This is a genomic window from Streptomyces albiflavescens (assembly GCF_014645835.1).
Taxonomy (GTDB): Bacteria; Actinomycetota; Actinomycetes; order Streptomycetales; family Streptomycetaceae; genus Streptomyces; species Streptomyces albiflavescens.
The window spans coordinates 1-17,413 of sequence record NZ_BMMM01000020.1; the positions used below are offsets into that span (position 1 = coordinate 1).

General features: G+C 69.2%; 15 protein-coding genes. 2 read left to right on the plus strand and 13 right to left on the minus strand.

Features of this window, described 5'->3' with window-relative positions; all coding sequences use genetic code 11:
• Positions 1 to 79: 79 nt before the first annotated feature.
• A complete protein-coding gene (locus IEY95_RS39275; protein WP_189191024.1) occupies positions 80 to 1,156 on the minus strand; it encodes an ADP-ribosylglycohydrolase family protein in 1,077 nt (358 codons plus the stop codon).
• Between the two features lie 180 nt (positions 1,157 to 1,336).
• Here IEY95_RS39275 and IEY95_RS39280 point away from each other — a divergent pair, with 180 nt between their 5' ends.
• Positions 1,337 to 2,491: a glycerate kinase gene (locus tag IEY95_RS39280; RefSeq protein WP_189191025.1), complete on the plus strand. Its 1,155-nt coding sequence runs from the start codon at positions 1,337 to 1,339 to the stop codon at positions 2,489 to 2,491.
• A 334-nt stretch (positions 2,492 to 2,825) separates the two neighbouring features.
• On the opposite strand, the gene pssA is transcribed toward IEY95_RS39280, so the two are convergent.
• The 9 genes from pssA to IEY95_RS39325 all read right to left on the minus strand — a co-directional run bounded on the left by pssA (position 2,826) and on the right by IEY95_RS39325 (position 13,762).
• The gene (gene pssA, locus IEY95_RS39285) at positions 2,826 to 3,644 is read right to left on the minus strand and encodes a CDP-diacylglycerol--serine O-phosphatidyltransferase (RefSeq protein ID WP_189191145.1); all 819 of its coding nucleotides are present in this window, start codon (positions 3,642 to 3,644) and stop codon (positions 2,826 to 2,828) included.
• Between the two features lie 22 nt (positions 3,645 to 3,666).
• Complete coding sequence (locus tag IEY95_RS39290; RefSeq protein WP_189191026.1) at positions 3,667 to 4,323, minus strand: phosphatidylserine decarboxylase; 657 nt, start codon at positions 4,321 to 4,323, stop codon at positions 3,667 to 3,669.
• Between the two features lie 170 nt (positions 4,324 to 4,493).
• Entirely contained in the window at positions 4,494 to 5,699 is a 1,206-nt protein-coding gene (locus IEY95_RS39295; protein WP_189191027.1) for an acyl-CoA dehydrogenase family protein, read from the minus strand.
• Positions 5,700 to 5,701: 2 nt separating this feature from the next.
• Positions 5,702 to 6,229 carry a MaoC family dehydratase gene (locus tag IEY95_RS39300; protein WP_189191028.1) on the minus strand — a complete coding sequence of 176 codons (528 nt, stop codon included), beginning with the start codon at positions 6,227 to 6,229 and terminating at the stop codon, positions 5,702 to 5,704.
• A gap of 5 nt (positions 6,230 to 6,234) precedes the next feature.
• A complete protein-coding gene (locus IEY95_RS39305) occupies positions 6,235 to 7,200 on the minus strand; it encodes an HpcH/HpaI aldolase/citrate lyase family protein (protein ID WP_095937577.1) in 966 nt (321 codons plus the stop codon).
• Positions 7,197 to 9,224, minus strand: coding sequence for an ethylmalonyl-CoA mutase (locus tag IEY95_RS39310; protein WP_189191029.1), 2,028 nt, complete (start codon positions 9,222 to 9,224; stop codon positions 7,197 to 7,199). The genes IEY95_RS39305 and IEY95_RS39310 overlap by 4 nt, the downstream gene beginning before the upstream one ends.
• Positions 9,225 to 9,236: 12 nt before the next feature.
• Positions 9,237 to 10,574: a crotonyl-CoA carboxylase/reductase gene (gene ccrA / locus IEY95_RS39315; protein ID WP_189191030.1), complete on the minus strand. Its 1,338-nt coding sequence runs from the start codon at positions 10,572 to 10,574 to the stop codon at positions 9,237 to 9,239.
• 433 nt (positions 10,575 to 11,007) lie between these two features.
• The gene (locus IEY95_RS39320) at positions 11,008 to 11,820 is read right to left on the minus strand and encodes a TetR family transcriptional regulator (protein WP_229703662.1); all 813 of its coding nucleotides are present in this window, start codon (positions 11,818 to 11,820) and stop codon (positions 11,008 to 11,010) included.
• A 136-nt stretch (positions 11,821 to 11,956) separates the two neighbouring features.
• Entirely contained in the window at positions 11,957 to 13,762 is a 1,806-nt protein-coding gene (locus IEY95_RS39325) for a 3-hydroxyacyl-CoA dehydrogenase family protein (protein WP_189191032.1), read from the minus strand.
• 373 nt (positions 13,763 to 14,135) lie between these two features.
• Between IEY95_RS39325 and IEY95_RS39330 the strand changes: the two genes are divergently transcribed.
• A complete protein-coding gene (locus IEY95_RS39330; protein WP_189191033.1) occupies positions 14,136 to 14,726 on the plus strand; it encodes an adenylosuccinate lyase in 591 nt (196 codons plus the stop codon).
• Positions 14,727 to 14,751: 25 nt separating this feature from the next.
• Here IEY95_RS39330 and IEY95_RS39335 read toward each other — a convergent pair whose 3' ends face one another.
• From IEY95_RS39335 to IEY95_RS39345, 3 genes are read right to left on the minus strand one after another with little or no spacing between them, the layout of a single operon-like run.
• Positions 14,752 to 15,264, minus strand: a complete 513-nt coding sequence (locus IEY95_RS39335; RefSeq protein ID WP_189191146.1) for a GNAT family N-acetyltransferase — start codon at positions 15,262 to 15,264, stop codon at positions 14,752 to 14,754.
• Between the two features lie 20 nt (positions 15,265 to 15,284).
• Positions 15,285 to 15,683 carry a RidA family protein gene (locus IEY95_RS39340; protein WP_189191034.1) on the minus strand — a complete coding sequence of 133 codons (399 nt, stop codon included), beginning with the start codon at positions 15,681 to 15,683 and terminating at the stop codon, positions 15,285 to 15,287.
• 60 nt (positions 15,684 to 15,743) lie between these two features.
• Entirely contained in the window at positions 15,744 to 17,330 is a 1,587-nt protein-coding gene (locus IEY95_RS39345; RefSeq protein WP_189191035.1) for an alpha/beta hydrolase, read from the minus strand.
• Positions 17,331 to 17,413: the final 83 nt, after the last annotated feature.

The window sequence follows — 17,413 nt, forward strand, 5'->3', positions numbered from 1 at the left end:
GCCGAGAGCACGCACCGAACGCCGCTCCTTCTTCCACGGAGATCCATCAGAAACCCCCTAGACCCGGCCCCATGAGCCCCTAGGCCTCGGCTCCCACCAGCGCGACCGTGCGCGACGCCAGCTCGCTGATTCGCACCCCGTCGAAGCCGAACACCGCACTGCGGACGGTGTCCTCCAGCGGATCCTTCCACTGGGAGGGGACCGCCGCGGCTCCGCACAGGACGCCCGCCACGGAGCCCGCGGTCGCGCCGTTCGAGTCGGTGTCCAGGCCGCCGCGGACGGTCAGCGTGATGGTGCGGGTGAAGTCGCCGTCGCCGTACAGGAGCCCCGCCGTGAGGACCGCGGCGTTCGGGATCGTGTGGATCCAGCCGAGGCCTGCGGTCTCCTCGGCCACCGTGCTGAGCGTGTCCTCCCAGGTCATCCGGGTCTCGTGAAGCGTGAGCACCCGCCGCACGGTGCGCGCGAGGCGGCTGCTCGCGGGGATGACGGTCAGTGCGGTGTCCAGGGCGTGCCGCACGGTGGGCGCGGTGAACGCCGCCGAGATCAGCGCCGCCGCCCACATCGCGCCGTACACGCCGTTGCCGGTGTGCGAGAGGACGGCGTCCCGGCGGGCCAGGGCTGCCGCGCGGCGCGGCAGCCCGGGACAGGTCCAGCCGTAGACGTCCGCGCGGATGAGCGCGCCGATCCACTCCTGGTAGGGATTTTCGTATGTCGCCGTCAGTGGTGGCTTCAGCCCGTTGGCGAGGTTGCGGTACGCCGCCCGCTCCGCCGTGAACGTCTGCAGATACGGCAGCCGCAGCAGCCACAGGTCTCCCACCTGCTCGGTGCTGAAGGAGAAACCGTGGGTCTCCAGCAGGTCGAGCCCGAGGATCGCGTAGTCGACGTCGTCGTCACGGCAGCTGCCGTGGATGCGACCCCGTACGCACTGGCGCCACTCGGGCCGCAGCTCGAACTCGTCATTCTCCGCGCTGCCGCCCGCGGGCTCGGGGAGGTAGTCGATGAGCGGCAGGGCAGCGGCCTGCCGCAGATAACGGTCGATCCGGTCCCGCGTCCAGTGGTCGCCCTGCTCGACCGGCTTGCCGAGCATGTTGCCCGCGATCCGGCCCAGCCAGCCCCCGAGGATGCGGTCGGCGAGCTCAGTGCCCACAGGGGTCATAGCTCCGGTTTACCCAATTCCGGGCGGGCACGCGCGGCATTCCGCGAGCCGGGCACTTCTTGGGGCCGTGCGATTCCGCCGACTGGGCGGGGCATGACGGCGGGGGCTTCCTCCGGTTAAGGTCGCAGCGGCGCGACTGCCTTGACGTGAGCAAGGCCCGGAAAGCAAGGGGAATGCAAGGTGGCGGACGCTGCTGTGGATCGGACCCCGCGTGTGCTCATCGCCGCGGACAAGTTCAAGGGATCGCTGACGGCCGTGCAGGTCGCGGAGCGGGTGACGGCCGGAGTGCGCCGGGTCGCGCCGCGCGTCGAGGTCGAGGCGCTGCCCGTGGCCGACGGCGGCGACGGCACCGTCGACGCGGCGGTCGCGGCCGGGTTCGAGCGGCGCGAGGTGCGCGTCGCCGGGCCGCTGGGCGACGAGGTCACGGCCGCGTACGCGTTGCGCGGGGACACCGCGGTCGTGGAGATGGCCGAGGCGAGCGGACTGCAGCGGCTGCCCGCCGGGGCCTTCGCGCCGCTCACGTCCTCGACGTACGGCTCAGGGGAACTGCTGCGCGCCGCGCTGGACGCCGGTGCGCGCTCGATCGTCTTCGGCGTCGGCGGCAGCGCCACGACGGACGGCGGGGCCGGGATGCTGTCCGCGCTCGGCGCGCGCTTCCTGGACGCGGACGGGGAGCCGGTGGCTCCCGGTGGTGGCGCGCTGCGTGATGTCGTGACCGCCGATCTGTCCGGCCTGGACACCCGGCTGTCCTCGGTCGACTTCGTCCTCGCCAGTGACGTGGACAATCCGCTGACGGGTCCCAAGGGCGCCCCGGCCGTGTACGGCCCCCAGAAGGGCGCCACTCCCGAGGACGTGGCGACCCTGGACTCCGCCCTCGCCCACTTCGCCACGGTCCTGGACAAGGCGATCGGTCCCAAGGCCGCCGAGTACGCGGCCGCCCCGGGTGCGGGCGCCGCGGGCGGCATCGGGTACGGGGCTCTCGTGCTCGGCGCCCGCTTCCGTCCCGGTATCGAGGTCATGCTCGATGTCCTCGGGTTCGCACCCGCGCTGGACCGTGCCACGTTGGTGATCACCGGCGAGGGGTCTCTCGACGAGCAGACCCTCCACGGCAAGGCTCCCGCCGGTGTCGCCGCCGCCGCCCGCGCGGCGGGCAAGGAGGTCGTCGCGGTCTGCGGGCGGCTCGCCCTGAGCCCCGAGGCCCTCGGCAAGGCGGGCATCCGGCGCGCCTACCCTCTCACCGACGTCGAGCCCGACGTCGCGAAGTGCATCGCGGATGCCGGGCCGATCCTGGAGCGCGTGGCGGAGAACATCGCGCGGGACTTCCTCGCGGGCTGAGGCGCCTCTTCGCCCTGCTGCCCCCACCCGTCCCACCCCAGGGGCGCTGCCCCGTCGACCCCGCCAGGGGCTCCGCCCCTGGACCCCGGCGGGGGTCTTCTCGCTGCGGGTGGGTGGGGGTCGGCCGCGCAGTTCCCCGCGCCCCTGACGGGGCCCGGCCCAGACATCACCGGCCCGTCCGGCGACTGAGGACGAGGTCGGTCAGCCCGTGCGGGGGTCTGGGGGTGCAGCCCCGAGGAACGGACGGGACGGGCAGGGGCGGCGGGGGCGAACAACCCGAAGGGCCCCGAACCAATCCGGTTCGGGGCCCTTCAGGCACGTACAACGGCTACCGCTACGGCAGTTGCGCCGCCCGAGCCTCACGCCGGTTGTCCCGGAAGTTGTTCACCCTCCGAGCGGTGGCGAAGAGGGGGATCACCGCCCCCATGACCAGCTGCAGCGCACAGCCCGTCTGGAGGAGCAGCTGACCGCCCGGCGCGTCGAAGGCCCAAGCCGCCAGCAGCCCCATGCTGAGTACGATCCAGGAGAGCATCGCCCCGGCGAGGCGCCCCCGCGGCTTCGGGTACTCGACCCGGCTCACCATCAGCCACGCGGTACCGATGATCGCCATGAGCGTGGCGACGAACGGCAGCTCCAGCAGCACGATGGAGACGACAGTGAGCGCACCGAACGGCGACGGCATGCCCTGGAACGTGCCGTCCTTGACGGTGACGCAGGAGAAGCGCGCGAGACGGAGTACGACCGCGAGCAGGACCACGATGGCCCCGACCGCCGCCACCCGCTGATGCGCGTCGTCCGCGACCATGCCGTAGACCAGCACGAAGTACGCGGGCGCGAGCCCGAAGCTGATCAGGTCGGACAGGTTGTCCAGCTCGGCGCCCATGGGGGAGGAGCGCAGCTTGCGGGCGACCAGTCCGTCGAAGAGGTCGAAGACCGCCGCGCAGAGCATGAGGATGACGGCCGTGGCGGCGCTGTGGCGCGCCATGCCCGTCTCCTGGCTGCCCGTGAGGTGCGGGATGAGGATGCCCGTGGTGGTGAAGTACACCGCCATGAACCCGCACGTGGCGTTGCCGAGGGTGAGGGTGTCCGCTATTGAGAGGCGGAGCGAGAGGGGCATCTCCTCCTCGTCGTCCACCTCGTCGGCCTCCGGCACCCAGCCGGCCTGTGTCTCGGGATCAATCACGGTCAATTCGAGTCACCCCAGCCACGGTCTTCTGACCGACTTCCACATCGACCTCGACACCCTCGGGGAGGTAGATGTCGACGCGCGAGCCGAAGCGGATCAGACCGATCCGGTCGCCCTGCTCGACCTTCGTACCCTGAGGGACATAAGGAACGATACGACGGGCGACCGCGCCGGCGATCTGGATCATCTCGATGTCACCGAGCTCGGTGTCGAAGTGCCAGACGACACGCTCGTTGTTCTCGCTCTCCTTGTTGAACGCCGGAACGAACCCACCGGGGATGTGCTCGACCGAGGTCACCGTGCCGGAGAGCGGCGCGCGGTTCACGTGGACGTTGAGCGGGCTCATGAAGATGGCGACGCGGGTGCGTCCGTCCTTCCACGGCATGATGCTCTGCACCACACCGTCGGCGGGCGAGATGACCCGGCCCTGGGCGATCTCGCGCTCGGGGTCGCGGAAGAACCACAGCATGCCCGCCGCCAGCGCGGTGGCGGGTACGGCCACGGCCTTGGCGGCGCCGGAGCGGCGCGCGCGGGCGAGGCTGAGTGCTGCGGTGGCAACGGTCGGGAGAAGCCACGGCGATGCTCCGCGCGCGAGGCGTACGCCTGCCAGGCTGTCGCGTGGTGCAGAGGTTTGGCTGTGGGGCATGGATGACCTTCGTAGCGGATGATGCCGCGCTGTAACGGGGGACGGCGGCTTTCCCGGGATGGTACCGGTCGCGGGCCGTAACTGGGCAAGCCAGGAAGCCGAGTCGGCGGCCGAAGAGTGTTGACGGGGTGTGATCTTCTTCTCGAAGAAAACACCCCGAACCCGGGCATCTAACCCTGGAGTCGATACTCTTCGAGCAACCTGCGCCCGATGATCATTTTCTGGATTTCGGCGGTACCTTCACCGATCAACAGCATCGGGGCCTCCCGGTAGAGGCGCTCGATCTCGTACTCCTTGGAGAAGCCGTAGCCGCCGTGGATCCGGAAAGCATCCTCCACGACCTCCTTGCAGTACTCGGAGGCGAGGTACTTCGCCATCCCCGCTTCGAGGTCGTTTCGTTCCCCAGAGTCCTTTTTGCGTGCCGCGTTCACCATCATGGCATGGGCTGCCTCGACCTTGGTAGCCATCTCGGCGAGCTTGAACTGGATGGCCTGGTGCTGGGCGATCGGCTTGCCGAAAGTGTGACGTTGCTGGGCATACGAGACACCCAGTTCGAACGCACGCTGTGCGACGCCGCAGCCACGTGCCGCCACGTTGACGCGGCCGACCTCCACTCCGTCCATCATTTGGTAAAACCCTCGGCCGGTGGTCCCGCCGAGCACACGATTGGCCGGAATGCGCAGTCCGTCCATGATGAGCTCGGTGGTGTCGACGCCCTTGTAGCCCATCTTGTCGATCTTCCCGGGGATGGTGAGGCCGGGGCGGACCTCTCCGAAGCCGGGCTCCTTCTCGACCAGGAAGGTCGTCATCGACTTGTGGGGCGCGGTGCCCTCGGGGTGTCCTTCGTCACTCCGGACGAGAACGGCCACCAGGGTTGAGGAGCCGCCGTTCGTCAGCCACATCTTCTGACCGTTCAGGACGTACTCGTCGCCGTCCTTGACCGCCTTCGACGTGATGGCCGAAACGTCCGAGCCAAGAGCGGGCTCCGACATCGAGAAGGCCCCACGCACCTCGCCGAGCGCCATGCGCGGCAGGAAGTAGTCCTTCTGCTCCTGCGTGCCGTGCTGCTTGAGCATGTACGCCACGATGAAGTGCGTGTTGATGATGCCGGACACCGACATCCAGCCGCGGGCGATCTCCTCCACGCACAGCGCGTACGTGAGGAGCGACTCGCCCAGGCCCCCGTACTCCTCGGGGATCATCAGCCCGAAGAGGCCCAGCTCCTTGAGGCCGTCGACGATCTGCTGCGGGTACTCGTCGCGGTGCTCCAGCTCGGTCGCGACCGGGATGATCTCCTTGTCCACGAAGTCGCGGACGGTGGAGAGGATCTCCTGCTGGATGTCGGTCAGACCGGCGGTCTGGGCGAGTCGCGCCATGGCTACTTCTCCGTCTTTCGCTTTGAAATGTCCAGCAGCTCCGGGCGGCCGGGCTGCTCGCCGCCGCGCTCCTTGATGTACGTCTCGGTGGGGACCATCACCTTGCGGCGGAACACGCACACCAGCGTGCCGTCCTGCTTGTAGCCCTTGGTCTCGACGTAGACGATTCCGCGGTCCGACTTGGACTTGGAGGGCGTCTTGTCGAGGACCGTGGTCTCGCCGTAGATCGTGTCGCCGTGGAAGGTCGGCGCCACGTGCTTCAGCGACTCGATCTCCAGGTTGGCGATCGCCTTGCCCGAGACGTCCGGGACGGACATGCCGAGCAGCAGCGAGTAGATGTAGTTCCCGACGACGACGTTCTTGCCGAAGTCCGTCGTCTTCTCCGCATAGTTCGTGTCCATGTGGAGCGGGTGGTGGTTCATGGTCAGGAGACAGAAGAGGTGGTCGTCGTACTCCGTGACCGTCTTCCCGGGCCAGTGCTTGTAGACAGCGCCGACCTCGAACTCCTCGTACGTGCGTCCGAACTGCATGGTGCTCAGGCCTCCGGGGCTTCGAACTTGGACGTGCGCTGCATGCCGGCGGCCCGGCCCTTGCCCGAGATGACCAGCGCCATCTTGCGGCTGGCCTCGTCGATCATCTCGTCGCCGAGCATGGCGGAGCCCTTCTTGCCGCCCGCCTCGGACGTGTAGTAGTCGTACGCGTCCAGGATCAGCTCGGCGTGGTCGAAGTCCTCCTGGGACGGCGAGAAGATCTCGTTGGACGCCTCGACCTGGCCCGGGTGGAGCACCCACTTGCCGTCGAAGCCGAGCGCCGCTGCGCGCTGGGCGACCTCGCGGTAGCCGTCGATGTTGCGGATCTGCAGGTAGGGGCCGTCGATCGCCTGGAGGTTGTTCGCGCGCGCGGCCATCAGGATCTTCATCAGGATGTAGTGGTAGGCGTCCGCCGGGTAGCCGGGCGGCTGCTCGCCCACGACCAGCGACTTCATGTTGATCGATGCCATGAAGTCGGCCGGGCCGAAGATGATCGTCTCGACGCGCTGGGAAGCCGTGGCGATCTCGTTGACGTTGTTCAGACCCTGGGCGTTCTCGATCTGCGCCTCGATACCGATCTTGCCGACCTCGAAGCCCATCGTCTTCTCGATCTGCGTCAACAGCAGATCAAGAGCCACGACCTGCTGGGCGTCCTGCACCTTCGGCAGCATGATGCAGTCGAGGTTCTGGCCGGCGCCCTCGACGACGGTCACGACATCGCGGTACGTCCACTCGGTCGTCCAGTCGTTGACACGCACGACCCGCGTCTTGCCGGTCCAGTCGCCCTCGTTGAGGAACTTCACGATGGTGTGCCGCGCCCCGGGCTTGGCGAGCGGGGCGCACGCGTCCTCCAGGTCGAGGAAGACCTGGTCCGCGGGGAGGCCCTGGGCCTTCTCCAGGAAGCGGGGGTTCGAGCCGGGCACGGCCAGGCAGGAGCGCCGCGGGCGAAGGCGGTTGACGGGCGTGGTCATGCGGGGACCTCCAGGGGGTCGAGCTTGTTCGCTTTGCGGATCTCGTCGACGATACGGCCGATGATTCCGGTGATGTCGAAGTCCTTCGGGGTGAAGACCGCGGCCACTCCCGCGGCCCGCAGCTGTTCGGCGTCGGCGTTCGGGATGATTCCACCCGCGATCACCGGAATGTCGGCCGCGCCGGCCTCGCGCAGCTTCTCCAACACGTCCGGCACCAACTGGGCGTGCGACCCGGACAGTATGGACAGACCGACACCGTGCACGTCCTCGGCGACCGCGGCGTCCACGATCTGTTCGGGCGTCAGCCGGATGCCCTGGTAGACCACCTCGAACCCGGCGTCGCGGGCCCGCACGGCGATCTGCTCGGCGCCGTTGGAGTGCCCGTCCAGGCCCGGCTTGCCCACCAGGAATCGGAGCTTGCCGACGCCGAGGTCCTTCGCCGTCAGTTCCACCTTGCGGCGCACCAGCGCGAGCGCGGTGCCCTCCTCGGCGGTGACCGCGACGGGCGCGGACGAGACACCGGTGGGGGCGCGGAACTCGCCGAACACCTCGCGCAGCGCCCCGGACCACTCGCCGGTCGTGACGCCGGCGCGGGCGCACTCCAGGGTGGCCTCCATGAGGTTGTCGGTGCCCTTGGCGGCCTCCTTCAGCCGCTCCAGCGCCTTGCACGGGCGCGGGTGGTTGAAGGGCGGCTGGTAGCGCGTGTCGCGCCAGTGCTGGAGCGCGGAGATCACCCGGGCCTCGACCGCCGGGTCGACCGTCTGGATCGCCGCGTCGAGGTCGGCCGTGAGCGGGTTCGGCTCCGTCGACTCGAAGATGTTGACGCCGACGATCTTCTCTTGACCGGACTCGATGCGCCCCCGGCGCTCGGCGTGCGAGGAGACGAGCTGCGACTTCAGGTAGCCCGACTCGACGGCGGCCATCGCGCCGCCCATCTCCTGGATCCGCTCGATCTCCGCCAGCGACTCCTCGACGAGAGCCGACACCTTGGCCTCGATCACGTGCGAGCCCTCGAAGATGTCCTCGTACTCCAGCAGGTCGCTCTCGTGCGCGAGTACCTGCTGGATGCGCAGCGACCACTGCTGGTCCCAGGGTCGCGGCAGGCCCAACGCCTCGTTCCAGGCGGGAAGTTGGACGGCACGCGCGCGTGCGTCCTTCGAGAGCGTCACGGCCAGCATCTCGAGCACGATCCGCTGGACGTTGTTCTCCGGCTGCGCCTCGGTCAGGCCGAGGGAGTTGACCTGGACGCCGTACCTGAAGCGCCGCTGCTTGGGGTCCTCGATGCCGTACCGCTCGCGCGTGATCTTGTCCCAGATCCGCCCGAACGCCCGCATCTTGCACATCTCCTCGATGAAGCGGACGCCCGCGTTCACGAAGAAGGAGATGCGTGCGACGACGTCGCCCTTGCGGTCCTCGGCGATCTGGCCGGACGCGAACACCGCGTCCAGAACGGCGATCGCGGTGGACATCGCGTACGCGATCTCCTGGACCGGGGTGGCTCCCGCCTCCTGCAGGTGGTAGCTGCAGATGTTGATCGGGTTCCACTTCGGGATGTGGTTCACCGTGTACGTGATCATGTCCGTCGTCAGACGGAGCGAGGGACCCGGCGGGAAGACATGCGTCCCCCGCGACAGGTACTCCTTCACGATGTCGTTCTGGGTCGTTCCCTGGAGCTTGGTGATGTCCGCACCCTGCTCCTCGGCGACGACCTGGTAGAGCGCCAGCAGCCACATGGCGGTGGCGTTGATGGTCATCGAGGTGTTCATTTGCTCCAGGGGTATGTCCTGGAACAGCCGGCGCATGTCACCGAGATGCGAGACCGGCACCCCGACCCGGCCGACCTCGCCGCGGGCGAGGATGTGGTCGGGGTCATAGCCGGTCTGCGTCGGCAGGTCGAACGCGACCGACAGACCGGTCTGGCCCTTGGCGAGGTTGCGGCGGTACAGCTCGTTGGACGCCTCGGCGGTCGAGTGACCGGCGTACGTCCGCATGAGCCACGGCCGGTCCTTCTGGCGCTCTGTCATCTAGGGGCTCCCTCAGATGTTCCGGAAGCGGTTGATGGCGTCGATGTGCTGGGCGCGCTTCTCCACGTCGCGCACACCCAGGCCCTCGCGGGGCGCCAGCGCGAGCACGCCGACCTTGCCCTGGTGGAGGTTGCGGTGCACGTCGTACGCGGCCTGCCCGGTCTCTTCCAGGGAGTACACCTTGGAGAGCGTCGGGTGGATCTTGCCCTTGGCGACGAGCCGGTTGGCCTCCCAGGCCTCGCGGTAGTTGGCGAAGTGCGAGCCGATGATCCGCTTCAGCGACATCCACAGGTAGCGGTTGTCGTACTCGTGGTTGTAGCCCGAGGTCGAGGCGCAGGTGACGATGGTGCCGCCCTTGCGGGTCACGTACACACTCGCGCCGAAGGTCTCGCGCCCGGGGTGCTCGAAGACGATGTCGACGTCCTCGCCGTCGGTCAGCTCGCGGATGCGCTTGCCGAAGCGCTTCCACTCCTTCGGGTCCTGGGTGTGCTCGTCCTTCCAGAACTTGTAGCCCTCGGCGTTGCGGTCGATGATCGCCTCGGCGCCCATCGCCCGGCAGATGTCCGCCTTCTGCTCGCTGCTCACGACACAGATCGGGTTGGCGCCACCGGCGAGCGCGAACTGCGTGGCGTACGAGCCGAGTCCACCGCTGGCGCCCCAGATGAGCACGTTGTCGCCCTGCTTCATGCCGGCGCCGTTGCGGGAGACCAGCTGGCGGTACGCGGTGGAGTTCACCAGGCCCGGAGCGGCGGCCTCCTCCCACGAGAGGTGGTCGGGCTTCGGCATCAGCTGGTTGGACTTGACGAGGGCGATCTCGGCGAGACCGCCGAAGTTCGTCTCGAAGCCCCAGATGCGCTGCTCCGGGTCGAGCATCGTGTCGTTGTGGCCGTCGGAGGACTCCAGCTCGACGGACAGACAGTGCGCGACGACCTCGTCACCGGGCTTCCAGGCGTTCACGCCCGGGCCGGTGCGCAGGACGACGCCCGCGAGGTCGGAGCCGATGATGTGGTACGGCAGGTCGTGGCGCTTGGTGAGCTCGCTGAGCCTGCCGTAGCGCTCCAGGAAGCCGAAGGTCGACAGCGGCTCGAAGATCGAGGTCCAGACCGAGTTGTAGTTGACCGAGGAGGCCATGACGGCCACCAGGGCCTCGCCCGGGCCGAGCTCCGGCACCGGCACGTCGTCCAGGTGGATCGACTTGCGGGGGTCCTTGTCGCGGGTGGTGAGCCCGGCGAACATCTCCGTCTCGTCCTTGTGCACGGTGATCGCGCGGTACGACTCGGGGAGCGGCAGAGCGGCGAAGTCGGCAGACGTGGCCGTCTGCGACTGAATCGCGTCCAGGATTTCCTTCACGGTGTTGCCTCCGGCGATAAGCGTCCGAGGGAAGACGCTGAGGGTTACGTCGGTGCTGCTGCTGGGGGTGAGGGGTGTGCCGTCGGTTCGGCGAAGGTGGTGCTGTGGCAGCGCTTTGTGGCGCGGGAGGTTGCCTGTGACGCAGGCGTCCGGGCGCGCTCGCCATTGGCTTGCGGGGACAGCCGGCGTACGAAAGGTCTCTGCACGCCGGCCGCCCGGACCTCTTCAACGTATGGCACGGCGTGTCACCCCGCAAGGCACGGAGTGCCAGAAGTTGCGCTCAGGTGAAATCTTTACGTAACACGTGAGCGATGATCGATCAGAGTGCGCGATGATCGATCGAATTCGGGGCGCAAAAACGCCGGACGCGCTCAAATCGAGCCCGTCCGGCGGTGGGGGACAAGCGGCCTCGGCCGCGGTTCTGTGAGGGAAGTTACGACCGTTCCTTGAGTGCCTGCTCGATGGTGCGCATCACCTGATCCAGCGGGGCGTCGACCCGGGCCACGGTCACCAGTACGTCCCCCTCCGTGAAGGAGGACGCCGGCGCCGGCATGGGCGCGGTCTCCCGTCCCGCGCCGATTCCGGTGCCGAACGTCTTGCGGACGATGGCGAAGGCGTGGTCCAGCTGGGCCTCGACGTCCCCCTGGCCGCCGGCCCGCAGCCAGCGCCGCAGCACATGATTGTGCGCGGTCACCACGGCCGACGCGGCGACCTCGGCGAGCAGCGGATCGTCATTGGCGTCGTCGTCGTGCGCGTGCTCGTCGAAGTGGCCCAGGAGATAGCGGGTGAAGAGCCGTTCGTAGCGGGCCACCGAGGCGATCTCGGCCTCCCGCAGGGTCGGCACCTCGCGCGTCAGCTTGTAGCGCGACACGGAGATCTCGGGCCGGGCCGCGTACATCTTCATGACTTCCTTGATGCCACGGCACACGGTGTCGAGCGGGTGCTCGTGCGCGGGCGCCGCGTTGAGCACCGCCTCGGCCCGGATCAACGTGTCGTCGTGGTCGGGAAAGATCGCCTCTTCCTTGGAGCGGAAGTGACGGAAGAACGTGCGGCGGGCCACCCCGGCCTGGGCTGCGATCTCATCGACCGTGGTCGCCTCGTACCCCTTGGTCGCGAACAGCTCCATGGCCGCGGCCGCCAACTCGCGGCGCATCTTGAGCCGCTGCGCGGCCGCGCGACTGCCTGCGGCACTCTCCGGCGCGTCGGGCGTAGCTGGTGTACGTGAGGACTTGGCGGGCTGGGACATGACCCGAACGTACTGCATGTGCGCAGGAGAGCGCGCATGTCCGGGGACCCCCCCGCCCTCGACGGGCGGGGGGTTTCCGGTCGGGTCGAGCAGTCCGCCCCAGTCGGCGCTGTCTCCGAACCAGTCGCCCGGACGCTCAGCGCCGGGCATATTCGCGGAAGCCGCGGCCCGTCTTGCGGCCGAGGCAGCCCGCGGCCACCAGGTGCTCCAGGAGCGGCGCCGGGGCCAGACCCGGGTCGCGGAACTCGCGGTGCAGAACCTTCTCGATGGCCAGGGAGACGTCCAGCCCGACCACGTCCAGGAGCTCGAACGGGCCCATCGGGTACCCGCCGCCCAGCTTCATCGCCGCGTCGATGTCGTCAAGAGACGCATAGTGCTCCTGCACCATCTTGATCGCGTTGTTCAGGTACGGGAAGAGCAGCGCGTTCACGATGAAACCGGCGCGGTCGCCGCAGTCCACCGGGTGCTTGCGGATCTTGGCGCAGACCTCGCGCACGGTGGCATGCACGTCGTCCGCGGTCAGCACGGTCCGCACGACCTCGACGAGCTTCATCGCCGGGGCCGGGTTGAAGAAGTGCATGCCGATCACGTCCTGCGGGCGCGAGGTGGCGCGGGCGCAGGCGACGACGGGCAGCGAGGAGGTGGTGGTGGCGAGGATCGCGCCGGGCTTGCAGACCTTGTCGAACGTGGCGAACAGCTGCTGCTTGATCTCCAGGTCCTCGGCGACCGCCTCCAGCGCCAGATCGACCTCGGCGAAGGCGTCGTACGAGCCCGCCGGGGTGATCCGCTCCAGGGTCTGCGTCGCCGCCTCGGCCGTCATCCGGCCCTTGTCGACAGAGCGCGAAAGCGACTTGCCGATACGGGCCTTGGCGGCCTGCGCCTTCTCCTCGCTGCGGGCGGCGAGGACGACCTCGTATCCGGCCTTCGCGAAGACCTCGGCGATGCCGGACGCCATCGTGCCGGAGCCCGCGACGCCGACGGAGCGGACCGTGCGGCCCGGGGCCAGAGCGGCCCCCTCCAGCGGCGTCAGCGCGTCCCGCACGACGGTGGTGCTGCCGGGAGCCTCGTACGAGTAGAAGCCGCGCCCCGACTTGCGGCCGGTCAGGCCCGCCTCGCTGAGCTGCTTGAGGATCGGCGCGGGGGCGTGCAGCCGGTCGTGCGACGCGGCGTACATGGCCTCCAGGACGGTCCGCGCGGTGTCCACGCCGATCAGGTCGAGCAGCGCCAGCGGTCCCATGGGGAGTCCGCAGCCCAGCTTCATCGCCGCGTCGATGTCCTCGCGGGAGGCGTACTTCGCCTCGTACATCGCGGCGGCCTGGTTGAGGTAGCCGAACAGCAGCCCGTCGGCGACGAATCCGGGGCGGTCGCCGACCGCGACAGGCTCCTTGCCGAGTTCGAGGGCGAGATCGGTGACCGCGGTCACCGCGCTCGGCGCGGTGAGCACGGACGAGACGACCTCGACCAGCTTCATCGCGGGCGCCGGGTTGAAGAAGTGCAGACCGAGCACGCGCTCGGGGCGGGCCGAGTCGGCGGCGAGGCGCGTCACGGACAGCGCATTGGTGCCGGTCGCCAGGATCGTCTCCGGGCGCACGATGTCGTCGAGCGCGCGGAAGACCTGCTGCTTGATGTCGTACGACTCCGGGGTCACCTCGATGACCAGGTCGGCGTCGGCCGCGGCCCGCAGATCGGTGAAGGTGCGGAAGCGGGAGAGAACGCCGGCGCGCTCCTGCTCGGTGCAGCGCCCGCGCTCCACACCGCGGGCGGTGGACGCTTCGAGCGCCGTGATGGCCTGGGTGGCCGCGGCTTCGCTGATGTCGATGCCGATGACGTCGCGGCCGGCCCGGGCGAGGACCTCGGCGATGCCGGTGCCCATGGTGCCGAGGCCGACGACGGCGACGGTCTTGAGCGGGGACAGAGGGGTGTCGGACAGGGGAGTGGCCATCGCGGGACTCCAGAGAGAGGGTGACGACTGAGGAGCGCACGCGGGTACGCCAACAGGCGCACACAGTGCGGAGGTTGCGGGTGTTACCGGGCTGACGAGCGCACACGCCCGGGTGCCGTCCGAGGGCGCCGACGAACGGGCGCCGCGCGGAACGGTGCTGATCGACCGGCCCTGTCCCGGAGCCGTGTCGTACGCAGGTACCTGAAGTACCGAACCGACTGCTCTCACGGCGGCTGCGTCACCAGGCCGCCGTAAGTACTGCGCGAGTGGGTAACTCGCTCGTCTGAGCTTAACCCGCCAGTAACGAGCGCGCCAGCCCCCGAGTTTGTGATGTACGTCCCCGCGCCTCACAGGCTTCTCTAGGCTCGGCGCCATGGACGAAGCGTTGCGATCACTCACGGAGCGTTTACGGACCGAGGCCGGGGCCTCGACGGCATACGACCGACTCCTGGCGACCGAGGAGATCGATGAGCTGGCAGCCGCGCTGACCGCGCCGGGGCAGCCTCTGTGGGCCCGGGAGTTGGTCGCCTTCCGGCTCGGGGTCGCCGGGGACCGGCGCGCCTTCGAGGCGCTCGTCCTGCTGCTCAACCACCGCGACCCGCAGCGCTGCGCGTCCGCCGCGTACGCCCTGGCCCGGCTCGGCGACCCCCGCACGGCCCGCGCGGCGGCCGCACTCGCCACGAACGAGCTGCGCGTGGCCTATGCGCTCCACCCGGTACGGCTGCTCGTCGAGCTGCGGGCTCCCGAGGCCGTGCCCGCGCTGATCACCACCCTGGAGCGCAGGCTGCGCCCGCACGACCCGTACCGCAGGGTCGCGCTCGCCTGCGTGGAGGGCCTGGGCTCACTGGAGGACGTACGCGCGAGACCTGTCCTGAACGAGGCGCTGGCACACCCGGCACTCGCGGAGGCGGCCGTGCATGCGCTGGCGCGGCTGCCGAAGGGCGAGGCGCAGGCCGACGTCTGACCCAAGGAGACGGCGCAGGCGTACGTCACTCCACTCCGACGTCGGCCAGCAGCCGCACGTATCGCACCTCGGGCACGGCGACCCCGTCCACGTCGAAAGGCTCCTCGGCGCCGTCGGGGGCGAAGCCGGCGCGCTCGTAGAAGCGGCGGGCCGGAGCGTTCTCCTTGAGCACCCACAGCAGCATCCGTGCGTGCCCGGCCGCCGCGCACCGATCGACCGACTCCCGCAGCAGCGCGCGCCCCACCCCCTCGCCGACCCGGTCGGGATGCACGTAGATCGCGTACAACTCGATGTCGTCCGTGCGGACTTCACCGTCCCGGTACGGTCCGTGGCAGGCCCAACCGACCACCTCGCCGTGCCGCTCCGCGACCAGGTTCACCACCTCGCCGCCGCCCTGCTCGAAGTACGCGCGCCGCCGTGCCGCGTCCCTCTCCACGCTGAGCGCGTCGAGGTACGGCTGCGGTACCAGGCCCTTGTACGCGATCTGCCAGCCTCGGATGCGGATCTCGGCCACGCGGTCGCAGTCGCCGAGCGTCATCTCGCGGACCAGGAGCCCGCTCACTCGGCCACCACCGCGTACGCCTCGATCTCCATGAGGAACTCCGGGCGGACCAGCCCGGCGACCTGGACGGCGGAAGCGGCCGGGAGCCGGTCGGCGGGTATGTGCGCGTCGCGGGCCGCGCGGATCGCGGGCATGTGGGCCATGTCCGTGACGAAGAAGGTGAGTTTGACGACGTCGTCGAACGTGGCCCCCGCGGCGGAGAGACACCGGCGCAGGTTCTCGAAGACCTGACGGGCCTGGGCGGCCGGGTCGTCCTCGCCGACGAGCTTGCCGTCCTCGTCGAGGGCGAGCTGGCCCGAGACCGCCACGAAGCGGCCGGTACCCATCACGACGTGGGTGTACGCGGCGGCGGGGGCGACCCCGCCGGGGGCGGAAATGCGCGTCAGCTCACTCATGCGTCCATGGTGGACCATGGGTCTGACAACGCCCCCGACGGGGCACCGCTCAGCGGGAGTTCAGCCCCGGAAGCCGAGCAGCCCGTGCAGCGCCGAGCCGCGCGAGGTGGTGGAGGCCGCCTTGGTGGTGGTCAGCGGCTCCGGGTCGGGCAGTGTCTTGCACACCGCGTCGATCTCGCCGCCGCTGTGCGGCACCGTGCCGTTGGTCAGATACGTCGCCAGGTACTTGTCCAGGCAGGCGTTTCCGCTCAGCGTGATGCCATGGTTCCCGCCACCCTGTTCGACCACCAGGCTGGAGCCGCGCAGCAGGTGATGGACGGTGACGCCGCCCTCGTACGGGGTGGCCGCGTCGTTCGTGGCCTGGAAGAGCAGGGTCGGAGGAAGGGCGTTGTTGGAGACGTCCACAGGCCGGCGCGAGTCCTTCGGCCCGAACGCGCACGGCGCGTTGTACCAGGTGTTGTTCCACGCCATGAAGGGCGCCTTGTCGTACACCGCCCAGTTGTCCTTGCGCCACTGGTTCCAGTCGCGCGGCCAGGAGGCGTCACGGCACTGCACCGAGGTGTAGACGCTGTAGCCGTTGTCGCCCGAGGCGTCGACGGCACCGAATGTGCCGTACGCCTTGATCAGCGGGTCCGAGTTCTTGTCGTTCACATAGGCCGCGAACGCCTCGGCGAGGTAGGGCCAGTAGCCGTTGTAGTAGCCGCCGGGGATGAAGGTGTCCTCCAGTTCGGAGGCGCCCACCTTCTTCTGCGCGGGCTTCTTGGCGAGCGCGGCGCGCATCGCGTACCACTTGGCCTCGACCTTCGCCGGGTCGGTGCCGAGCTTGTAGGTCGCGTTGTGCTTGGCGACCCAGGCGAGGAAGGCCAGGTGACGGTCGTTGAAGGCGTAGTCCTGCCCGATGTTGTCGTCGTACCAGACGCCGGTGGGGTCGACGATGGAGTCCAGCACCAGGCGGCGTACGCGGTTCGGGTGGAGCTTCGCGTACACGGCGCCCAGGTAGGTGCCGTACGAGTAGCCGAAGTAGTTGATCTTCTTGGCGCCCAGCGCGCTCCGGATCGAGTCCATGTCCCGGACCGCGCTCACCGTGTCGATGTACGGCAGCAGGCTCGCGTACTTGGTGCGGCACGCCTTGGCGAAGGCCTTGGCGCGGTCGAGATTGGCCTTCTCTATGGCCGGGGTGCTGGGGACGGTGTCCGGGCGTACCGGGTCGAAGTGCCCGGGCTTGCAGTCCAGGGCGGGCGTGCTGGCGCCGACACCGCGTGGGTCGAAGCCGATGACGTCGTACTGCGCCGCCACCTTCTTCGGCAGCGAGGACGCGACGAATCCGGCCAGTGTGAGACCGCTGCCGCCGGGTCCGCCGGGGTTGACGAGCAGCGGGCCCTGGAACGTCTTCGCGGTGTGCGGAACGCGGGACAGGGCGAGTGTGATCAGTCGGCTCTGCGCCTTCGAGTGGTCCAGCGGCACCTTCAGGGACGCGCACTGGAGCCTCGGATAGTCGTTGGTCCCGCACTTCTTCCAGGTGAGCTTCGCGGTCTGGGTGGTGCGCGGTGCGGTCGCGGAGCCGGCGCTCGCGTCGGCGGGGATCGACGTGATCAACCCGGCCACCACGGCGGCTGCTCCGCACAGAGCAGCTGCGCGTTTCTTCATAAAGCCTCCCCAGGACGGAGGATTTTGAGCCGTGCAGGCCACGGCCCTCGCCGCATCGTCCCGGAAAGGAAGGCCGGAAGAAC

Excerpts from the sequence above, each read along its gene's own strand:
- IEY95_RS39320 (WP_229703662.1), bottom strand. The coding sequence starts at position 11,820 with ATGTCCCAGCCCGCCAAGTCCTCACGTACACCAGCTACGCCCGACGCG.
- IEY95_RS39295 (WP_189191027.1), bottom strand. The coding sequence starts at position 5,699 with ATGGCGCGACTCGCCCAGACCGCCGGTCTGACCGACATCCAGCAGGAG.
- IEY95_RS39325 (WP_189191032.1), bottom strand. The coding sequence starts at position 13,762 with ATGGCCACTCCCCTGTCCGACACCCCTCTGTCCCCGCTCAAGACCGTC.
- IEY95_RS39305 (WP_095937577.1), bottom strand. The coding sequence starts at position 7,200 with ATGACCACGCCCGTCAACCGCCTTCGCCCGCGGCGCTCCTGCCTGGCC.
- IEY95_RS39275 (WP_189191024.1), bottom strand. The coding sequence starts at position 1,156 with ATGACCCCTGTGGGCACTGAGCTCGCCGACCGCATCCTCGGGGGCTGG.
- IEY95_RS39300 (WP_189191028.1), bottom strand. The coding sequence starts at position 6,229 with ATGCAGTTCGGACGCACGTACGAGGAGTTCGAGGTCGGCGCTGTCTAC.
- IEY95_RS39340 (WP_189191034.1), bottom strand. The coding sequence starts at position 15,683 with ATGAGTGAGCTGACGCGCATTTCCGCCCCCGGCGGGGTCGCCCCCGCC.
- IEY95_RS39335 (WP_189191146.1), bottom strand. The coding sequence starts at position 15,264 with ATGACGCTCGGCGACTGCGACCGCGTGGCCGAGATCCGCATCCGAGGC.
- IEY95_RS39310 (WP_189191029.1), bottom strand. The coding sequence starts at position 9,224 with ATGACAGAGCGCCAGAAGGACCGGCCGTGGCTCATGCGGACGTACGCC.
- IEY95_RS39290 (WP_189191026.1), bottom strand. The coding sequence starts at position 4,323 with ATGCCCCACAGCCAAACCTCTGCACCACGCGACAGCCTGGCAGGCGTA.
- IEY95_RS39345 (WP_189191035.1), bottom strand. The coding sequence starts at position 17,330 with ATGAAGAAACGCGCAGCTGCTCTGTGCGGAGCAGCCGCCGTGGTGGCC.
- IEY95_RS39330 (WP_189191033.1), top strand. The coding sequence starts at position 14,136 with ATGGACGAAGCGTTGCGATCACTCACGGAGCGTTTACGGACCGAGGCC.